At 57.4% G+C, this 16,215-nt stretch carries 13 protein-coding genes and 1 pseudogene; 11 read left to right on the plus strand and 3 right to left on the minus strand.

Annotated features, from left to right (window positions below; all coding sequences use genetic code 11):
- Window positions 1-732: 732 nt before the first annotated feature.
- Window positions 733-1,149 (plus strand): hypothetical protein, encoded by a 417-nt coding sequence (locus M0D64_RS27130; RefSeq protein ID WP_266259989.1) that lies wholly within the window; start codon window positions 733-735, stop codon window positions 1,147-1,149.
- Window positions 1,150-1,192: 43 nt separating this feature from the next.
- Here the strand turns inward: M0D64_RS27130 and M0D64_RS27135 are convergent, their stop codons facing one another.
- Entirely contained in the window at window positions 1,193-2,407 is a 1,215-nt protein-coding gene (locus M0D64_RS27135; RefSeq protein ID WP_266259990.1) for a transposase, read from the minus strand.
- Window positions 2,408-2,429: 22 nt separating this feature from the next.
- Between M0D64_RS27135 and tnpA the strand changes: the two genes are divergently transcribed.
- The 9 genes from tnpA (at window position 2,430) to M0D64_RS27180 (ending at window position 12,578) form a co-directional block, all read left to right on the plus strand.
- Window positions 2,430-2,846: an IS200/IS605 family transposase gene (gene tnpA, locus M0D64_RS27140; RefSeq protein ID WP_266259992.1), complete on the plus strand. Its 417-nt coding sequence runs from the start codon at window positions 2,430-2,432 to the stop codon at window positions 2,844-2,846.
- 732 nt (window positions 2,847-3,578) lie between these two features.
- Window positions 3,579-3,821 carry a hypothetical protein gene (locus M0D64_RS27145; RefSeq protein WP_266259994.1) on the plus strand — a complete coding sequence of 81 codons (243 nt, stop codon included), beginning with the start codon at window positions 3,579-3,581 and terminating at the stop codon, window positions 3,819-3,821.
- Window positions 3,822-5,502: 1,681 nt separating this feature from the next.
- Window positions 5,503-6,477 carry a hypothetical protein gene (locus tag M0D64_RS27150; RefSeq protein ID WP_266259995.1) on the plus strand — a complete coding sequence of 325 codons (975 nt, stop codon included), beginning with the start codon at window positions 5,503-5,505 and terminating at the stop codon, window positions 6,475-6,477.
- A 455-nt stretch (window positions 6,478-6,932) separates the two neighbouring features.
- Window positions 6,933-7,595, plus strand: coding sequence for an NERD domain-containing protein (locus M0D64_RS27155; RefSeq protein ID WP_063494978.1), 663 nt, complete (start codon window positions 6,933-6,935; stop codon window positions 7,593-7,595).
- A 525-nt stretch (window positions 7,596-8,120) separates the two neighbouring features.
- Entirely contained in the window at window positions 8,121-8,591 is a 471-nt protein-coding gene (locus tag M0D64_RS27160; protein ID WP_266259996.1) for a hypothetical protein, read from the plus strand.
- A gap of 816 nt (window positions 8,592-9,407) precedes the next feature.
- On the plus strand, window positions 9,408-10,502 hold the full coding sequence (locus M0D64_RS27165) for an integrase domain-containing protein (RefSeq protein WP_266259997.1): 1,095 nt from the start codon (window positions 9,408-9,410) through the stop codon (window positions 10,500-10,502).
- A 9-nt stretch (window positions 10,503-10,511) separates the two neighbouring features.
- Window positions 10,512-10,880 (plus strand): hypothetical protein, encoded by a 369-nt coding sequence (locus tag M0D64_RS27170; RefSeq protein ID WP_266259998.1) that lies wholly within the window; start codon window positions 10,512-10,514, stop codon window positions 10,878-10,880.
- A 306-nt stretch (window positions 10,881-11,186) separates the two neighbouring features.
- Window positions 11,187-11,807 (plus strand): hypothetical protein, encoded by a 621-nt coding sequence (locus tag M0D64_RS27175; protein WP_266259999.1) that lies wholly within the window; start codon window positions 11,187-11,189, stop codon window positions 11,805-11,807.
- 3 nt (window positions 11,808-11,810) lie between these two features.
- Complete coding sequence (locus M0D64_RS27180) at window positions 11,811-12,578, plus strand: nuclease-related domain-containing protein (protein WP_266260001.1); 768 nt, start codon at window positions 11,811-11,813, stop codon at window positions 12,576-12,578.
- Window positions 12,579-12,744: 166 nt separating this feature from the next.
- Here the strand turns inward: M0D64_RS27180 and M0D64_RS27185 are convergent, their stop codons facing one another.
- Entirely contained in the window at window positions 12,745-13,854 is a 1,110-nt protein-coding gene (locus tag M0D64_RS27185) for a glycosyltransferase (protein ID WP_266260002.1), read from the minus strand.
- 270 nt (window positions 13,855-14,124) lie between these two features.
- Here M0D64_RS27185 and M0D64_RS27190 point away from each other — a divergent pair, with 270 nt between their 5' ends.
- Window positions 14,125-15,750, plus strand: coding sequence for a methyl-accepting chemotaxis protein (locus tag M0D64_RS27190; RefSeq protein ID WP_266260003.1), 1,626 nt, complete (start codon window positions 14,125-14,127; stop codon window positions 15,748-15,750).
- Between the two features lie 74 nt (window positions 15,751-15,824).
- On the opposite strand, the pseudogene M0D64_RS27195 reads toward M0D64_RS27190, so the two are convergent.
- A pseudogene (locus M0D64_RS27195) lies at window positions 15,825-16,118 on the minus strand (UDP-glucose 4-epimerase); the annotation flags it as partial.
- Window positions 16,119-16,215 lie beyond the last annotated feature (97 nt).

Raw genomic sequence — 16,215 nt, forward strand, 5'->3', positions numbered from 1 at the left:
AGTCCCATTGCCGTAACGCCGGTGGCCGGCAAAACAGATTGTTCAGGACCGACTATTTAACGAGGTCTCCGGAAGGCCGTTAACCTGGATGCGGCGAAGTGTAAGTTGCAGGCGAAAAAGACGGTCGCCGGCGCATCGCGGGGTTCGCCGCCGATCAATTAAGACGTTCCGGAGACCCATTGGTTAACAACATCACCATTCGTGGCAGCCTGACGCTAGTGATCAGCGTATTCGTTGCTTTTCTGCTGACCGTGATCGGCGTCGGCTACGGGGCAGCTGCTCTGAGCTCTAGAGCGGTGGTCGAACTTTGCCAATATCGGACTCTTGGCCCTCCGCTTGCTCTGTGCTCAACCCGAAGTTGCGGCGTGTCATCAACTGATCGAAGAACCCCAAGCCGACTCGCGTTGCAGAATTCAGTTACGGTAGCGGGGCGAAAGACGCCGAAAATCGCCCTCTTTATCCCAAAGTCGCCGTAACGCGTTATAGCCTGGAACGTTGTCCGCTAAACAATTCCCAGATTCAAGCCTCGGAGCGTCCGGCCTAAATGAGATCGTTGCCTCCCGGGACGGTAATCCCGCGTGATGATCACTGTGCGCTGTTGCGGGGCGGCTTCAACCGGTGAAAGCTACCGTTGGATAGCGGCGTCAGCCTTCATCGCGTCGGCATCATCGAGCCTCCTGGGAAATCGTTGACCACGCGCTGATCAGTTGCGAGGCTGCCGGTCCGCAAATCTTGCGACAACATCGTCTGGCCCCCACGATTTGCCGCTCATTTATCTTCATTGCCGCAATGGTCTGCTTGTCTACAAGCCACCGTTGTAGCTTCGGCCAACATACCTGGCAGGATTTCGCGCGTTCTTATCTGCATGGCAGCGTTTTGCCTTGCCACCCTTCGCCCGATGCGCGAAGCAGCCGTCATGGCGCCGTGTCCCCGTTGCAGTCCAAAGCTCCAGGCATTGCAGCCGAATCGCGGGTGCCTGCGGTGATGCCCGATCGCTTCAAGGAACCCGTCCGCTATCTCACACTTTTCAAGTTCGCCGGAATGGCAGTATTTCTCACCGCCTGTCTCATGCGCGTCCTGACCGTCATGCGGGGCCGTCGCATGATGAGTCGCTGCCGCCAGCATGCTGACGAGGAGCAGATTGCTTGACGTCCTCCCCGCCCTTCTGAAGAGGACGGGGATTCTACGGTGCTTAGGCCGCGATGGCCCGAGTCACTTCGGCGGGTTCCTGCTTCTTCGAGCGGCCCCACTGCGCCGTCTCTCCACAGGCTAACAAGCGCTGTCCGCGCTCTAAAACATTGATCGCGCCGACGTGATCGGCGTTCGCTTCGTGGCTGCAGCGCACGCACGCGAACAGCGCCTGCGTGCGACGGTTGTCGGCCGAAATATGCCCGCATGACGGGCACGTGCGGCTCGTGTTCTGCGGCGGGACGGCGACAAAGAATCCGCCGCGCCACGCCGTTTTGTACTCCAGCTGGCGGCGGAATTCGAACCACCCCTGGTCGAGAATCGACTTATTGAGGCCCGATTTTGCGCGGATATTGCGTCCCGGCGCGTCGGCCGTACCGCTTGCCGACTTGCTCATGTTGCGTACCTGCATGTCCTCGACGGCGATCATTGCGTGGCTTTTGCTGATCTCGTTTGAGGCTTTGTGCAGGAAGTCCGAGCGGGCGTTCGAGATACGAGCATGGATGCGCTGCACGCGGGCCTTCGCCTTTTTCCAGTTCGACGAGCCCTTGACCTTACGCGCCATGCGCCGCTGATACTTCGCGAGCCGCTGTTCGTGCTTTTTGAAGCTGGCGAGCGGGGCGATGAATGTGCCGTCGCTCAGAGTCGCGAAGCGGGCCACGCCGACGTCGATGCCGACCACCGGGCCGTGCGGAATCGGCTGTTCGACCTCGCGCCTCGTGAGGATCGACACGTACCACTTACCGGCGCGATGCGATACCGTCGCGCTGCGAACCTCGCCGAGCACCATACGGCTGTTGCGGTAGCGCATATACCCGAGTTTCGGCAGAGAAATGCGGCCGTTCTCGCGGTCTAGCTTCATCTGCTTCGGGTCTGGATAGCGGAAGCTATCGCCCATACCTTTACGCTTGAAACACGGGTAGTCGGCGCGCTTCTCGAAGAAATTGACGAATGCGCGGTCCAGATCCTTCAGTGCGTGCTGCTGGGTATGGACCGGAGCATCCTTCAGCCACGGCGTCTCAAGGCCATTGCGCCATTCGGTGAGCCGCTTCGCCATGCCGACGTAGCCGATGAACTTCCCGCCAGCCTCGCGATTCTCCTGCTGCAACGCCAAAGCCCTGTTATAGACAAACCGGCGTGCGCCGGCGAACTGGCGCATCTTGCGCGCCTGCTCGACGGTCGGCATAAGCTCGAATTTGAAGGCTTGGAGTCGTTCCATAGTCGCGATTATAATTTGGTCTATGAGTACCGACAACGACATTCGATACGGACGCCACTGCGTTTTCTTGATCCACGTGCATTTGGTCTTTGTCACCAAGTACAGGCGTGGCGTCTTCACGAAAGATATCCTCGACGATATGCGCGTTGTGCTCGCGAGCGTGTGCGCCGACTTCGAGGCCGAGCTAGTCGAGTTCGACGGCGAGGACGACCATGTGCACCTGGTGGTGAACTATCCGCCCAAGGTCGCCGTATCGGCGCTGGTGAACAGCCTGAAGGGCGTTTCGAGCCGCATGATCCGAAAGAAGAGCTACCCGAGCATCCGGCGCAAATTGTGGGGAGGTGCGCTTTGGTCGCCATCCTATTTCGCCGGTAGCTGCGGAGGCGCTCCCATTGCAGTGATCCGTCAGTACATCGAGCAACAGCGAACGCCGCACTGAGCACCCCAAAGGACGGCTATGCCGTCCGCGCTATCCTTCCCCGCCCTTCTGAAGGGGCGAGGTTTGACGCGCACTAGATCAGGCACGAACCTTCGATCTTCAGCGGAACCTCGGCTTTGCGCGACCGACGGACAACTGTCGCCCCGCCGGCTTCGTTGAAAGGCCTATCAACATCGTCACCATTGCCGAGCCTCGTCGCGTGAATTGACGCTACGATGAATACCGCTGGCACACAAATGTGTCAGAACCGAAGCCTACGACGAATGCGGCCAAAAGGAGTCCCCCGTGACTCAACGATTTCGCGCATGCGTGCATCATCCCGCGCGCGTTTTTATCCCGGTTCAGGCAATCCTCGGATATCCGAATCGATACGCGAAAGAGCCCGCAGTGGCGGAACATCGCCAGAAGTTTGTCGATTTTCGCGAAAGCTGCATGCCGTGCTCGCTCCGCTACTTGGGGGAGTGCTACTCCTTGCACGAAGAGCTGACCGTGCTTACGTTAAGCGGGTTCGCGGGCCCAATGATCAGGGCCGACTGCGTTGTCTTGACCGACTTTGGTGTGTTTGTCATTACACATGTCCAATGGTCGGGGCACGTGTCGTGGGGCTTGGATGTAGACAGATTGCACGTCGTGACGAAACGGGAAGATCGCAGACGCATCCCTGTCCCCTTACATACGCCGCGCCCGCCGTTCACTTCCAGAGTTTGCTGCTAGCCGAATTCCGCTGTCCGATTGAAAACGATCGCGATTATCGACAATGAAATGAGCGAGGTCGGATTCGGCGTCCCGACCTCACTGCTCAAGTTAAGTGAGTTCCATTACTGCCTTCGCGTGAGGCGCGAGCGGGCCCGCCAGAGATACCAGTATTTCGACCTTCGTGCCATGGGCGAACGCCTGCGTACTGGTTGCCGTCTAGTGACAGGCACCAGCCCGGCGCAACGCGGCGGGCGGCGCACGATTGAGAAAGGGAAGTGATGTCAGACCCGTTTCGGGTATTTGCAGCAATTGCCGTTCCCCGATCGTGCAATTGAGTGGGAAGACGGGGCGCCGCGGCTTGCGATGCAAGCGGCATCGGTTTGGCGAGCATGCGGGTTTAGATGCAGGGGACCTGCCGTAGCGGTCGATCCGGTTGCGCTAGTGCCGGGCCGTAGAACCGCGAATTGCACATGTTACGAGCGGCGCGCGAGACGCGGATTTGCGAAATTCGCGCGCTTGAGCAGTCAAACCGCTTTTCGCAAATCACGCCGTTTTATCAAGAAAAACAAGGAGATGCAGTCAGTCGACCGGTAGCGCCACAGGCTTTAACACGTTAAACGCGGCGGCGCTTATCCGAGAGGCAGACGCCCGAGGCCGAAGAAGCGCAGAGCGCACCTATCGTCGATTCGCCACGACAGAAAAGACCGGCTCAAGCGCTTGCCATGCTCCCGCTGCTCCCTGGGAGTAGACGAGGTACACGGCGATCGCTGCTTATCGACAACGAAATGTGCAAGGTCGGATTCGGTGTTTCGACCTCACGGCTCAAGTTAAGTGAGTTCCATCACTTCCTTCGCGTGAGGCGCGAGCGCACCCGCTGCGAGAAATACCGGCATTTCGTCCTTCGTGCAATGGGCGAACGCCTGCGTACTGGTTGCCGTCCGGTGACAGGCACCCGCCGGGCGCAACGCGGCGGGCGGCCGACGATTGAGACGGAGGAGTGATGTCAGACCTGATTCAGGTATTCGCATCAATTGCCAGTTCCTGATCGTGCAGTTGGGTGTGAATACGGGGCGCCGCAGCTTGCGATGCAAGGGGCATCGGTTTGGCGAGGATGCGGGTTCAGGTGCAGGAGAGCTGCCGTAGCGGTACATCCGGTCGCGCTGATGCCGGGCCCTAAGGCCGCGACTTGTACATGTCACGAGCGGCTCGCGCGACGCGGGTTTGCGAAATTCGTGCGCATGTTCAGTCAATCCGTTTTTCGCAAATCGCCCTGTTTTGTCAATCAGAACAAGGCGATGCCATCGATCGTGTAAAAGGTCGACCCGCTTTCAGGCGAACCTATTGAGCTGCAGGGGGGCTTCACTCGATCCGACGTCACGTTGCGAAAATTGTGCGCATGAGCTGTGAATGGGAATTTCGCAAAATGCGTCTTCTTTCGAATACCACCGGTACGTTACGGCCGATCTTCCAAAAAGACAACGAAGATGAACGCGTCAAGCGTAACCACCGACACCCTCTCCAGATTGCCGGAGTGTGAGGCGAAAGGCAGCATCGTAGACGATGAGCTTCACATCGCAACAGGGGAAGGCGGCAGTGTCGTGCGAGCGCAGTATGCCTGCGGAGCGGCTACGCGACGCGAGACGCTCGCCTCGGGCGAAAGGTAGCAAACCGAGTGCCGTCAGAAAAAATCTATTCGGAGTCGTCGGGATGAGGTCCAGACGTGCGTGATCCTTTTTCGTGACAGACGGGCCGCGCCGTTCATCGCTGCCCGCCGGTCGTGCCTCCGCCCGGGACGCCCATGAATGCGTGACGATTCTTTATAGCTGTTTATCGTCCTTTCTTTTTTCGAAAGACGATACGTTTTGCATTCCATTCCGTCGCCATTCGCGCGCAAAATCGCGTATCGTTGATACGGTGGCTGCGGAAGACTGCGACACCAGCCCAAATGTGAGATATGACTATGACCCATAATGGACTGCTTCGATCATTCAAAAAGCGCAGTTGCTGCACTATTGAGTTTCTCTATGAAAATGGACTTGCCGAGGGGAAGTGGACGACGCAGGCGGACGCATTGAACGCACTGGGTGTCAGTCAGGCGGAACTGTCGTTGGCACTTAAGTTAGCTGAATTGCCAGATGGGTTGATCGAGTTGTTCGAAAAGCCTGCTGAGATAACCCCTTATTCGGTGCGGGTTATGCGCGAGGTTATAGCGCGGGATGGCCTTGAAATCGTGGGTCAGCGAATTGGGCGGCATGTTGCCGCTGGCAACAAGTTTCCAAGTAGGGCGGTGCTTGCGATGGTAAAAGGGCAAGTGTCCGCGTCGAAGCAAGCATTGCGCTGGTCCCGCGAGTCTGTGAATCGAATCCCGAAAAGCACGCTAGACTTACCCAGGAACATCTCCGACCGATATCATCTCGGTGTCGCCAAAGGGGAATGGACCAGTTACAGCGGTTGCTCCCGTGCGCTCAATATTTCCCGAAAGAACATACGCGACGCCGTGTACATCAAAGCGCTCCGGGACAGTCTGCCGGTTCTTTTCGCCGAGACTGAACTGACTTTTGCCGTCGGACGGAAACTCCTTGCGCTTGACAAAGATTGGGGCAGGCAAGTACTGCTCCAGCGCGCTCAGAGCATTTATTTAAAAATGAAGGGGATGGGGACGACGGCCGAAACCGTCCTTCGGGAGTTTAATAACGAGAATGTCCGGCCATCTGATCTTTCTCGTGTGCGCATCAGGCGGGGAAGAGGAACTAAACGACTCATTATCGAGTGCGACCATGCAGACTTCCTCTTCCAATATCGTCGGGAATTGGAGTTCGCCATTCGCAGTGCTCTGAAAAAAATTACTGTTACCTCCGAGCGCATCGAGATCAACCGTCTGTTGAGCAATCATCCCTGCTTCAAGACCGCGGCTCCTCGGTTTTCCGCTACCTGACACGCTGCACACGGCGCATCGCCTAGGCAGCGGGCATCAGGGTCCAGCCTTTGAAAGACCTCGCGCATCAACACCGTCCGGATATGGAGCGACCTCGTCCCAGCGGCCAGTCAGCGCTCCCCCTCAAGGCGGGATGATCGTCGAGATTTTCTCGCTCAGGAGTTGTATTCGGAGGCGTGACGTCTCCGTTGAAGCTCTGCTTCTGAGCACTGCCCTGGTCGCAATCCTCCCGTCGATTCGCCCCAACCCCCCCCTCTTCGCGGGCGTCACGTTCCTGCTCTCCGTTGGACTTAAGTTTGAGTTCCCGCGCGTCACAGCCGTGCTCTTGGTGCCAGGTAACCCGACCAATGGCTACGAGGCTCCAGATCTCCTTTTTGTTGCGCCGTTACCTTGACTTCCAGCTGCACAAGGCAAGCTCAAGGTATCGAAAACAGCAGCGAGCGAAAGGAGAACAGATGGAAAAGGTTAAGGTGCAGCTTCCTTCAGCGGGCAACGAGGCCTTCAACATTGCTGCGTGCTTCGAGGGTCTAGGCATGGATTCCAGGCGGCTGGATTATGAACGCGCCGGATGGATGGCGCAGCGACGTCGGCTATGTTCTCCATTAGCAAAACATGTTGCATCGGTGCTCAAGGCGATGACCGACAGTGCGTTCGTTGTCCGCCGTGGAGTTGTGTTGGAGCACGCGCCGGGCACGCGCAATCCCGTAACATGGATAGATTGTCTTGCTGTCTCCGCGTACGGCGCGTTTGCCATCGATCGATACGACTGGATGGGCATGGTCAAGAGCTCAATGAATGCTGACGAGCTTCTTTTGCATGAAAGGCCTGGCGTTGTTTCCGTGCAGACATCTCCATTACGCAGGGCAAAGCCAGCACTGCGACACCTGCGCGTGATACTTGGCGCATACAATTGCCCCGTTGAAAGCATCGCCGTATTTTCTGCCTCGCACTGTGTGCTTGATCCCGCGTTGCCGGAAACCATCCTGCAAGCGGCTGAGCTGCACCATTTCATGCGAACTAGGTTAAAGCGCTATCGCGAGACCCATTCCCAATATCTTGATTCCGACAGCATCTCCGCGCATTTGCAATCGCGCTGTGCGGATTGGGGGAAAAGCTGAAATTGCCAACTATTGATTAGTAAATGGCCGGGAATGAGGGGGCTGGAAGTCCCAGTCAATGCGGCGCAGACGTTTCGGGCACTCACGTGAAACCAGCAAAACCCGTATGGCCGCTAGACTGCGGGCCGGGTGAGACGCCTGATGATGGTTCGGCCGCCGTAACACGAGCACGCGGTGAACGGCACCTGCTATTTCGTTGGACGAGGAAAAGACCCCCTCTTTTCCTTAGCTTTCTGCGTGGAACGTAGTGCGTAGGGGCGCTATAGTCACCTTACACACCGCGTTTTCAACGCATCGACTGGAACGAATCGTACGATTCACGGAAGGCCTTTTCTCTCGCCCATCAGCGTCTGACGCTGATCTGGACTCGGAAACCGGCTTGAGATTGTCGAGATTCTCACTGCTTTTTTGACCACCGGAAGGTGGCAGCCTCTTCTGGAAAAACGCTTTTTTTCGGATCATTCATCGTCATCGGGCGATTGGCCTTACGAAGAAAACCATCAATCATTTAATAGTGGAGTAGCCATGAAATTAATAGGTGTTGTCGTGTCCTATGAAGATGGGACTGTACTTGCTGATCGTGCTTTACTGAGCCCAGAATCAGCGCAGGTGACGTTGCCGGCACGTTTAATATCGCTAATAGAGATCCTTGATCAATTCGACCGACGAAAATCATTTATTGCTGAATACGGAAGCGTTCGATTCGCGATAAAGCATGATTCTGGGCGCGGGTATTTCATCGATTTCAATGCCGCTGTTCGTCGCGAGACGCTTTTTAACGTCAAGCGCCTCTTTTCTCAGTCCGCTGGTCAGCGGGAACTTAACGGGCGATTTGCACACATGCTTAGTGCGATTGCTTTAATTGGAGCCTGCCTTGAAGTTGCAACCACTCCCGCTCTGAGCGGGAAGTCCCTTGTTGAACCTGCCGCACTTTGTTTTTTGTCGATAGCACTTCTCGTTGTTGGGCATCGCTGCTTTGCTATTCAAAGCTTATGAACTTGTGCGCCGCAGTTGGTCAATACCGCTGCGGCGCAGCCATGCAGGAGGAAGGCAGCGGTGTCAGACCGATCAATGGTCGCGTTGCCGCGCCTTCCTCAGCGGTACCGCGGCAATCCTGCCGCATAGTGAGTCCTCGTTGCGATGCGCCAGAGTCTATGCGCGCCATCTTATGATGGCTGCCAACTATGCGTTGCGGCGAGCTGACGGCGTATCGCATGGGAGAAATGCCAATGGGCAAAGCGCGAGCTGTACCCAACAGAGAGAAGTATCGTCCAGGCCAGTCGGCCACCTGGCCAATACTCATTACCTGTCCGTGCCAAGTGCTGTCACGCGGTTTTGTAATCCGACGTGAAAGCGACTGGTTGCGTGACTATTTCACAATAGACTAATTGCTGTTTTCACAACGCCCCCCCGCGCTACCGGCGTTTTCACGACGGCGAACAAGCCCAGCTTTCCTCAGGCATCTCAGCGGAGCATCCGTCAAACTGACCTTGAGTTCATTCATCATCAGATAGTGCGCCTCACGTCAACTTTACCTGAGGCCGTATCTCGCTGTGGGCATCCACCCCGTTCCGAAACCTTTCCACTCAAGGGCCTATCCGATAACGGATCCCACAGCTCAACGCGTCACCCGGCCCTTCCCATTACCTCGACAACCCTTGCATATGCGTGTGGGCAACCTCCGCCCAGCGCGCTTTTTTAGACATCCAACGATGTCCAGATGTGTCACGAGCCATTCGTGACCGGAGGCGTGTTCGCGTATCCCGCGCGCGAACATGGGTTGAGACGCGGGTCGGACTTTGGAGGTAGGCGATGAGCATGATGTCAAAAGCCATACACGATTCAGCAGTGAGCAGCAAAAAGGCGGGCGGTAGCTTTGCAACACAACAGAATAGGCGGTTTGATACGACAGGTCTTTTGCGCTTCGCCAGACAGGTTGGCGAGTTACATTCGTCGATCAGCGAGATTCCAGCATGGGAAATTCATGCGTATGCCCAATACTGCGCAGCGCAGGGCAAAGCTACGGGCACGCTGGCAAATATATTCGCGGCTATTCGAGTCACGTCGCGCTATGCCGGTCGGAACATTGATGCCGTCTGCAGCAATAAGGAGCTGCAACTGGTTCGGCGAGTAAGGAAAGGAACAAAGCGGGCCATGACCCCGAGGGAAATTGAGGCGTTGTTCGTGCGAGCAAAGAGGATTGACCATGGGCTAACCCACATGATTTCGCTCGCACTTCATCTGGGCCTACGGCGTAAAGAAGCGTTGATGTGCCCGCCTGATCTAAGGATGTGGCTTGATGCACTCGAGCGTGGCGATTCCACGATTTCGCTAATGCGTGGTTCTAAAAATGCAAGACCCCGGCAAGTACGAGTCATCGAAAGCGAGCGAGCGCAGACAACTGAATCGGTCCGGTCTGCACTCGCTTACTGTCGCGAGCATAACTTGGAATTGATCACGGGCAATGGCAAAACTCTCAAATCGGCGATGAATCGCCTGAAGGCACTGCTGCGGCGTGCCGGCGTCACCGGTCCTACAAGCTTCCATTCTCTTCGCTATACCTATGCGCTCAAGAGTGCGCTGGAGCTGCTGGAAGCTGGAGTACCCCCGTATGATGTCCTAGTCCAACTAAGCGAATCGCTCGGCCACGGTCCAACACGCGCCCAGATGATCCTTGGACACTACTGCCAGTCCATCAGGGACAAATTTGAAGGTCAAATATCGCGGTACAACGTCAAAGATGAGCGCCGCCCACCGGCCGAATTGCCGCGAGCAGCAGCCCGTCAAGTGGCGAAGCGCCGACATAGCGCGCTAAGTGGCTATCCGATTGGCCGCGCTGGCCCCGCAGACGATGAGACAGCACTCCACGGCCGCACTTCGGTCGAGAAGTGTCTTATCAAATCCTGAAGTATTTCTATGTCAGATTCTCTATTGATTCATCAAGTGAGATATTGCGCCGAACGAATCGGATTCAACGACACAATGCGCACTATCACGAATACCGTTTGGCTTGCAATTGAACAATTTACTGCTCGATTTTCTGAAATTCCGAAGCGGTTAGAAGACCTGAACGTAGCTTCGGTTGCGCGCTTCATCGAAACTCGTTCAGAGGGGAATCCGGACGTGGAATCGCTACTGTTGGAGCTCACCTGCGTCAGGTTGATTTTGCTCGAGTCAGGTTTCTCCCACAACGAGTTGACACAGCTTAGCGTTCGCGTGAGACGCGAACGGCTTGTCAATGACAAAAGCGGAAAATACCAGTTTGCTAAAAGACTCTATGCCTAATTCTAGTAGGCGACGAGGCCTCGGGCTGACGCCGCGTTGAGCGCGTCGGCGACGCAAGCGATGGTGGAGACGCAGGCTGCAGGCTGTGATCGCATCACACGTGCGTGTGTCGGCTCCGTCTGCCATGGATTAAATAATACGCAGCAAACCAGACTGCTAGGTCCACCTTGTGAGCCTCGCCGGTTTCGCAGCTCGCATCTTCCTTTCGTCGATGGCGCACGCAGCCTGATAAACGACGCGCCCCCGAAAAAGCCGGCGCGTTGCGCCGCAGTGATCTTTCACCGGTTAAAAAAAAGGAAAATTGGTATGCAAGTTGTCTATGATTACCGATACGTTATTGCCTGCAGCAGTTTGCCGGGCGAATTCAAGCGCGAATTTCGCAAGCTTGTCAGGCGAAAAGTCAACTGGAAATATGATCGGCGAACAGGTGCGAATTACCCGGTCTCGCCCGAAACACAATGTCGTCGCGTGGCGGAACTGATGGATGGCTTTGAGGCGTTGCGCGCTGGTGGCTTTGCCCTGCAAACGCCATGGAATTTCCAGGGCAAGCATTTAAGCTATCTCATTGCCCGATGGTCGGCGCAAGATGCAACCTGGTACGATCAGGCCAAACTCGTACATTGGCGCGAGTTTCTGCTTTGGATCAGAAAGCGCACACTCCTTGCGCTGCTCAATTCGACTGTGCGAGCGCAGGCGCCGTACGGCGACAAATCACCCGCTGTGGCCGCCGTTGTGCCAGCCCGCGGCGGCCCGGCTATCCCCGTGCTCACATATGACAACGTCCTGTCGGCGTTGACGGAGCATCGCGGCAATCTGCAAAAGGCGGCGCGTGCGCTTGGTACGACGACGCGCGCCTTGTCTCAGGCCTTCACCGAAGATACTCCATTAGAAAAGCAGCTTCCTTCTGGCATTCGGATTCTCACGTGATCCTTGACTTCGCAAAGGACTGCATACGCTGGTTTTACCGATATCAACACAGGAGAAACCAGTATGCTGTTACAACTAATTGCGCTCGGCGCCTTGTTGCTGTGGGCGTATCTGAGCTGCAACAGTAAGTGCTTTTTGGATGACAGAGCCCCCATAGCAGGGACGTTTCCGCCGATGGCGCCCGGCGAGGAAGGGGAGAGGCGGATTTCAGGCGATCTGCACAGGCATCTCGCACGCTTGTGCGGCGATGACTGGTTGGTATTCGATGGCCTCATTCTTATTCACGCGCCGGGGAGCGCCTTTCCGACCGCCGAGATAGATCATCTGGTGATCACGCCGTTCGGAATATTCGTTATCGAAACAAAGCATTGGGCTGGCGCTGTCACACGTGGTGAAACCGACGATAAGCTGATGCTCGCGGCGATTGACGGACAGCGACTCGCGCGCACATCGCCGATGAAGCAGAATGCGGCAAAGGTGCGGTTTCTCAGGGGGTTGCTCCCGCCGCGACTGTGGAACGTCGAAGGTCTCGGCGTGTTTTCGCACGAAGCAGGAACGGTGGATCCGACACTTCCCGCCGCATTGCTTGAGCGTGGCGAACTTTACAGGCATCTGAGGACATGCCAGAAGCGTTTTGCACATACTGGAACGGGGCGCTTGCCTGTGCGCACGGTCGCCGACGAGATTCTGCGGCATGCAGACATGCGACCACAAGCCCTCGTAGAACACCGGCAACGCATTCAGGAAGGTCGCGCACGCGGTCAAGGGTGATACGAATTGTCTGCCCTGATCTGAGTTCGGGACCGCTTCAAAGTGCTGTTGCTGCCAGCTAGTCAGGGTGGCGACTCTGAAGTCGCGCCCCCGATCTCGGCGAAGGTGAGCCTTCGGAAGACACTAACTGCGGGTAAGCATGCTGGGGCGATTTCTGCCGGGCGTGCTACCTGCGATCACCGCCTCGCTTCCTCACCACCATCCACCTCGGCGACTTGAACCGCACGATGCTCATATAAAGCCACACATAAGTCGCCGCGAACACCACCACAAAACAGAACAGATGCAGCGTATGCCGCCAGAACAACGTCGCCGGCACGACTGCGATCAGACAGAGCAGCCAGAGATACGGCGAGGTGAGCGAGTTCCGCCGGGTCAGCTCGCGCGCCGTTCTGGCGCCGACCGCCCAGCGCATCAACCGCTTATAAACCAGCATATGCAGATGCACGCCGTCGGGAATCCCCGGCGACATCCCACGGATGAACTTCTTCCGGTAGATCGAGAAGCAGGTCTCGAAGATCGGATACATAAAAAGCAGCACCGGATACCACGCCGACACATCGCGATTGCGCATCACCAGCATGATCGACAGCTCGGCGAGCATGAAGCCGATGAAATACGCGCCACCGTCCCCAAGAAAAATCAGCCCCGCAGGGAAATTCCAGATGAAGAAGCCGAGCACCGCGCCCATCATCATGAACGACGCCGACAGCACGATCGGATCGGACACCTGGAACGCCACATAAGCGAGCGAAGCGAACATCATGAACGCGACCATCGACGCGAGGCCATTGAAGCCGTCGATGATATTGATCGCGTTGGCGAGCGCCGCGACGGCCAGCACGGTGACCGCACAGGAGATCACCGCATATGTGAGCAGGAAGTCGAGCGGCGGCACGCTGATGCGCGTCACGGCGATATTCAGCAGGAAGTAGGCGAGGGCGGCGGCCGCCATCGTGCAGACGAGCCGCGCGAGCGGCGAGACCCGCTTGGTCAGATCCTCGACCAATCCCGAACCGAACGCCGGCATGCCGCACGCGATCAGCCCCAGGATGCCGCCCGATACGGCGGGATACGCATGATGCAACTGCACGGCGGACACGATCAGCCCGACCAGAATCCCGGCCCCGCCAATGCGCGGCACCGGGCGCACATGGAATTTCTGCACACCGGCCAGATCCGTATCGGTCGAGAATTTTTCATGCAAATGCGCATAGCGCACGATCAACAGCGTGATCAGCAGTGAAACGAGGAAGCCGAGCGCAAAACTAAGCATGAAAGTGGGCCTGAGCGAAGACGCCGAATTATACAAACGAAACGCATGGCGTCCTGAAAAGCAGCGCTTGCGCCGAACACGCGGAAAATCCCAGATAGTGAAGCTTTAATCGTCCGCAAAGTCTTGCCTGTCATGGATTCCACCTATTTAACGAGGTCTCCAGAAGGTCGTTAACATGGATGCGGTGAAGTGTAAGTTGCCGGCGAAAAAAGACGATCGCCGACGCATCACGGGGTTCGCCGCCGATCAATGAGACGTTCCGGAGACCCAATGCTTAACAACATCACCATTCGTGGCGGCCTGACGCTAGTGATCAGCGTATTCGTCGTTTTCCTGCTGACCGTGATCGGTGTCGGCTACGGCGCGCTCAAGCTCGCGAATAGCAGCCTCGACGAAACGCAGCACAGCGCCGTGGCGCTGTCGCACCTGAAGGCGAGCTCCGAGAAGCTGCTGCAGGTGCAACTCGCGCTCGGCTCCTATCAGACGCTCTTCAGCGTCGGCAAGCAAACCGACGACCTGTTGCCGGCCGCGCATAAGGTGCTGGTCGAGTCGAACAATGACTTCGCCAATTACATGGCCGGCCCGTTCGCAAGCGAGGAAGAGAAGAAGCTCGCGCAGAACGTCGAGCAGGCGCGCAGCGCGCTCGTCGATAAGGCGATCGAGCCTGAATTCAAGGCGCTGACCGACTTCGACTTCAATACCTTCCGCAACATCCAGGGCGAAACGGCGAACGCCTTCTACGCGATCTATTCGAAATCCATCGACGCGCTGCAGCGCTTGCAGACGGACAGCCAGCGTAAGCAGGCCGAGACGGCAGCGCAGCGTTTCCAACTTGCGACGTTGCTATTCGCGGGGATCGGCGCGATTTCTATCGTGATCGGCGTGATGGCGCGGGTTGGTTTGTCGGCGGCGGTGATCAAGCCGGTCAATGCAACCATCAAGCACTTCGAGTGCATTGCCGCGGGCGATCTGACGATCGCAATCAAAAGCAAGTCGCGCAACGAAATGGGCCAGTTGTTGAGCGCGCTGACGAAGATGCGCGACGGCCTAGTCGAGACGGTGGCGAAGGTGCGTGGCAGCACGGCAGCGATTACGCAAGGCGCGAACGAGATCGCGTCGGGCAATGCGGATTTGTCGTCGCGCACCGAGCAGCAGGCGGCAGCACTTCAGCAAACCGCGGCGAGCATGGAGCAGCTCTCGGCGACGGTGAAGCAGAACGCGGACAACGCGAAGCAGGCGAATCGGCTCGCTCATGGCGCGCTGGATACGGTGACGCGCGGCGGCACCGTGGTGTCACGCGTCACCCAAACGATGGACGGCATCACCGAGTCATCGCGCAAGGTGGCCGAGATCATCGGCATGATCGAGGGGATCGCCTTTCAGACCAACATTCTGGCTTTGAACGCGGCGGTGGAAGCGGCGCGGGCCGGCGAGCAGGGGCGCGGGTTCGCAGTGGTGGCCTCGGAAGTACGCAGCCTCGCCCAGCGTTCCGGATCGGCGGCCAAGGAGATCAAGGCATTAATCGGCGACTCGGCGGCTCAGGTGGAGCAAGGCGCATCGCTGGTGGCGGAGGCGGGCCGGACGATGAATGAGGCGATGCAATCGGTCGAACGCGTGACAGGCATCATGGGAGAGATCGAGGCAGCAGCGCTGGAGCAAAGCGACGGGATTGAGCAGGTGAACAAAGCGATCACCCAGATCGACGAGGTCACGCAGCACAACGCTGCGCTTGTCGAAGAAGCTGCTGCCGCGGCTAAGTCGCTTGAGGAGCAGGCTGCCGTTTTGAGGGATGCCGTGGCGGTATTCAGGGTTACTGATGCTCTGGCGAAACCGCAGGGGTATGCGGCGGGCGCCGCCAGGTTGGCTGGCGCGCCGGTTGCGCTTGCGGCTTCTTGATCCGATCGCCTGCCCGGTGCCTGGCTGTCTGTTTGCCATAGGCAAACAGACAGCGCTGCGGCCCAACGCAAAAATTAGCCCTTGAACCCCTGCGGATTCGCCGATTGCCAGCGCCAGTGATCCGCGTTCATCCGCTCGATTCCAAATTCCGCCTGTCAGCCGATCAGGTTCAAAACCACCGCCGGGTCGACAAAACACGAAGCCACGTCGCCCGGCCGACGAGCCAAAATTTTATTGGGCACAGGTCGCCCGAAAGCCTTCTCGAACGCCTTCACGAGATTGATAACGCTATACCCGTTGCCCGTCCCAAGATTCACAACAAAACTGGCATCGCGCTTGACCATCGCATCGAGCGTGGCCAGATGCCCACTAAGTGTCACGTTCCAAAAGGGCATCGTGGAGTGAGATCATATATCCGCGCGGGATGCACATAAGTGGCTCAGGAAAATGTCGTAGAGCCATTGG

It is taken from the genome of Paraburkholderia sp. WS6, from assembly GCF_030464835.1.
In the GTDB taxonomy this organism is placed as follows: Bacteria; Pseudomonadota; Gammaproteobacteria; order Burkholderiales; family Burkholderiaceae; genus Paraburkholderia; species Paraburkholderia madseniana.

What these genes read in the sequence shown, in the direction of transcription:
- M0D64_RS27135 (WP_266259990.1), bottom strand. Translation starts at nt 2,407, where the DNA reads ATGGAACGACTCCAAGCCTTCAAATTCGAGCTTATGCCGACCGTCGAG.
- tnpA (WP_266259992.1), top strand. Translation starts at nt 2,430, where the DNA reads ATGAGTACCGACAACGACATTCGATACGGACGCCACTGCGTTTTCTTG.
- M0D64_RS27150 (WP_266259995.1), top strand. Translation starts at nt 5,503, where the DNA reads ATGACCCATAATGGACTGCTTCGATCATTCAAAAAGCGCAGTTGCTGC.
- M0D64_RS27155 (WP_063494978.1), top strand. Translation starts at nt 6,933, where the DNA reads ATGGAAAAGGTTAAGGTGCAGCTTCCTTCAGCGGGCAACGAGGCCTTC.
- M0D64_RS27160 (WP_266259996.1), top strand. Translation starts at nt 8,121, where the DNA reads ATGAAATTAATAGGTGTTGTCGTGTCCTATGAAGATGGGACTGTACTT.
- M0D64_RS27165 (WP_266259997.1), top strand. Translation starts at nt 9,408, where the DNA reads ATGAGCATGATGTCAAAAGCCATACACGATTCAGCAGTGAGCAGCAAA.
- M0D64_RS27170 (WP_266259998.1), top strand. Translation starts at nt 10,512, where the DNA reads ATGTCAGATTCTCTATTGATTCATCAAGTGAGATATTGCGCCGAACGA.
- M0D64_RS27175 (WP_266259999.1), top strand. Translation starts at nt 11,187, where the DNA reads ATGCAAGTTGTCTATGATTACCGATACGTTATTGCCTGCAGCAGTTTG.
- M0D64_RS27185 (WP_266260002.1), bottom strand. Translation starts at nt 13,854, where the DNA reads ATGCTTAGTTTTGCGCTCGGCTTCCTCGTTTCACTGCTGATCACGCTG.
- M0D64_RS27190 (WP_266260003.1), top strand. Translation starts at nt 14,125, where the DNA reads ATGCTTAACAACATCACCATTCGTGGCGGCCTGACGCTAGTGATCAGC.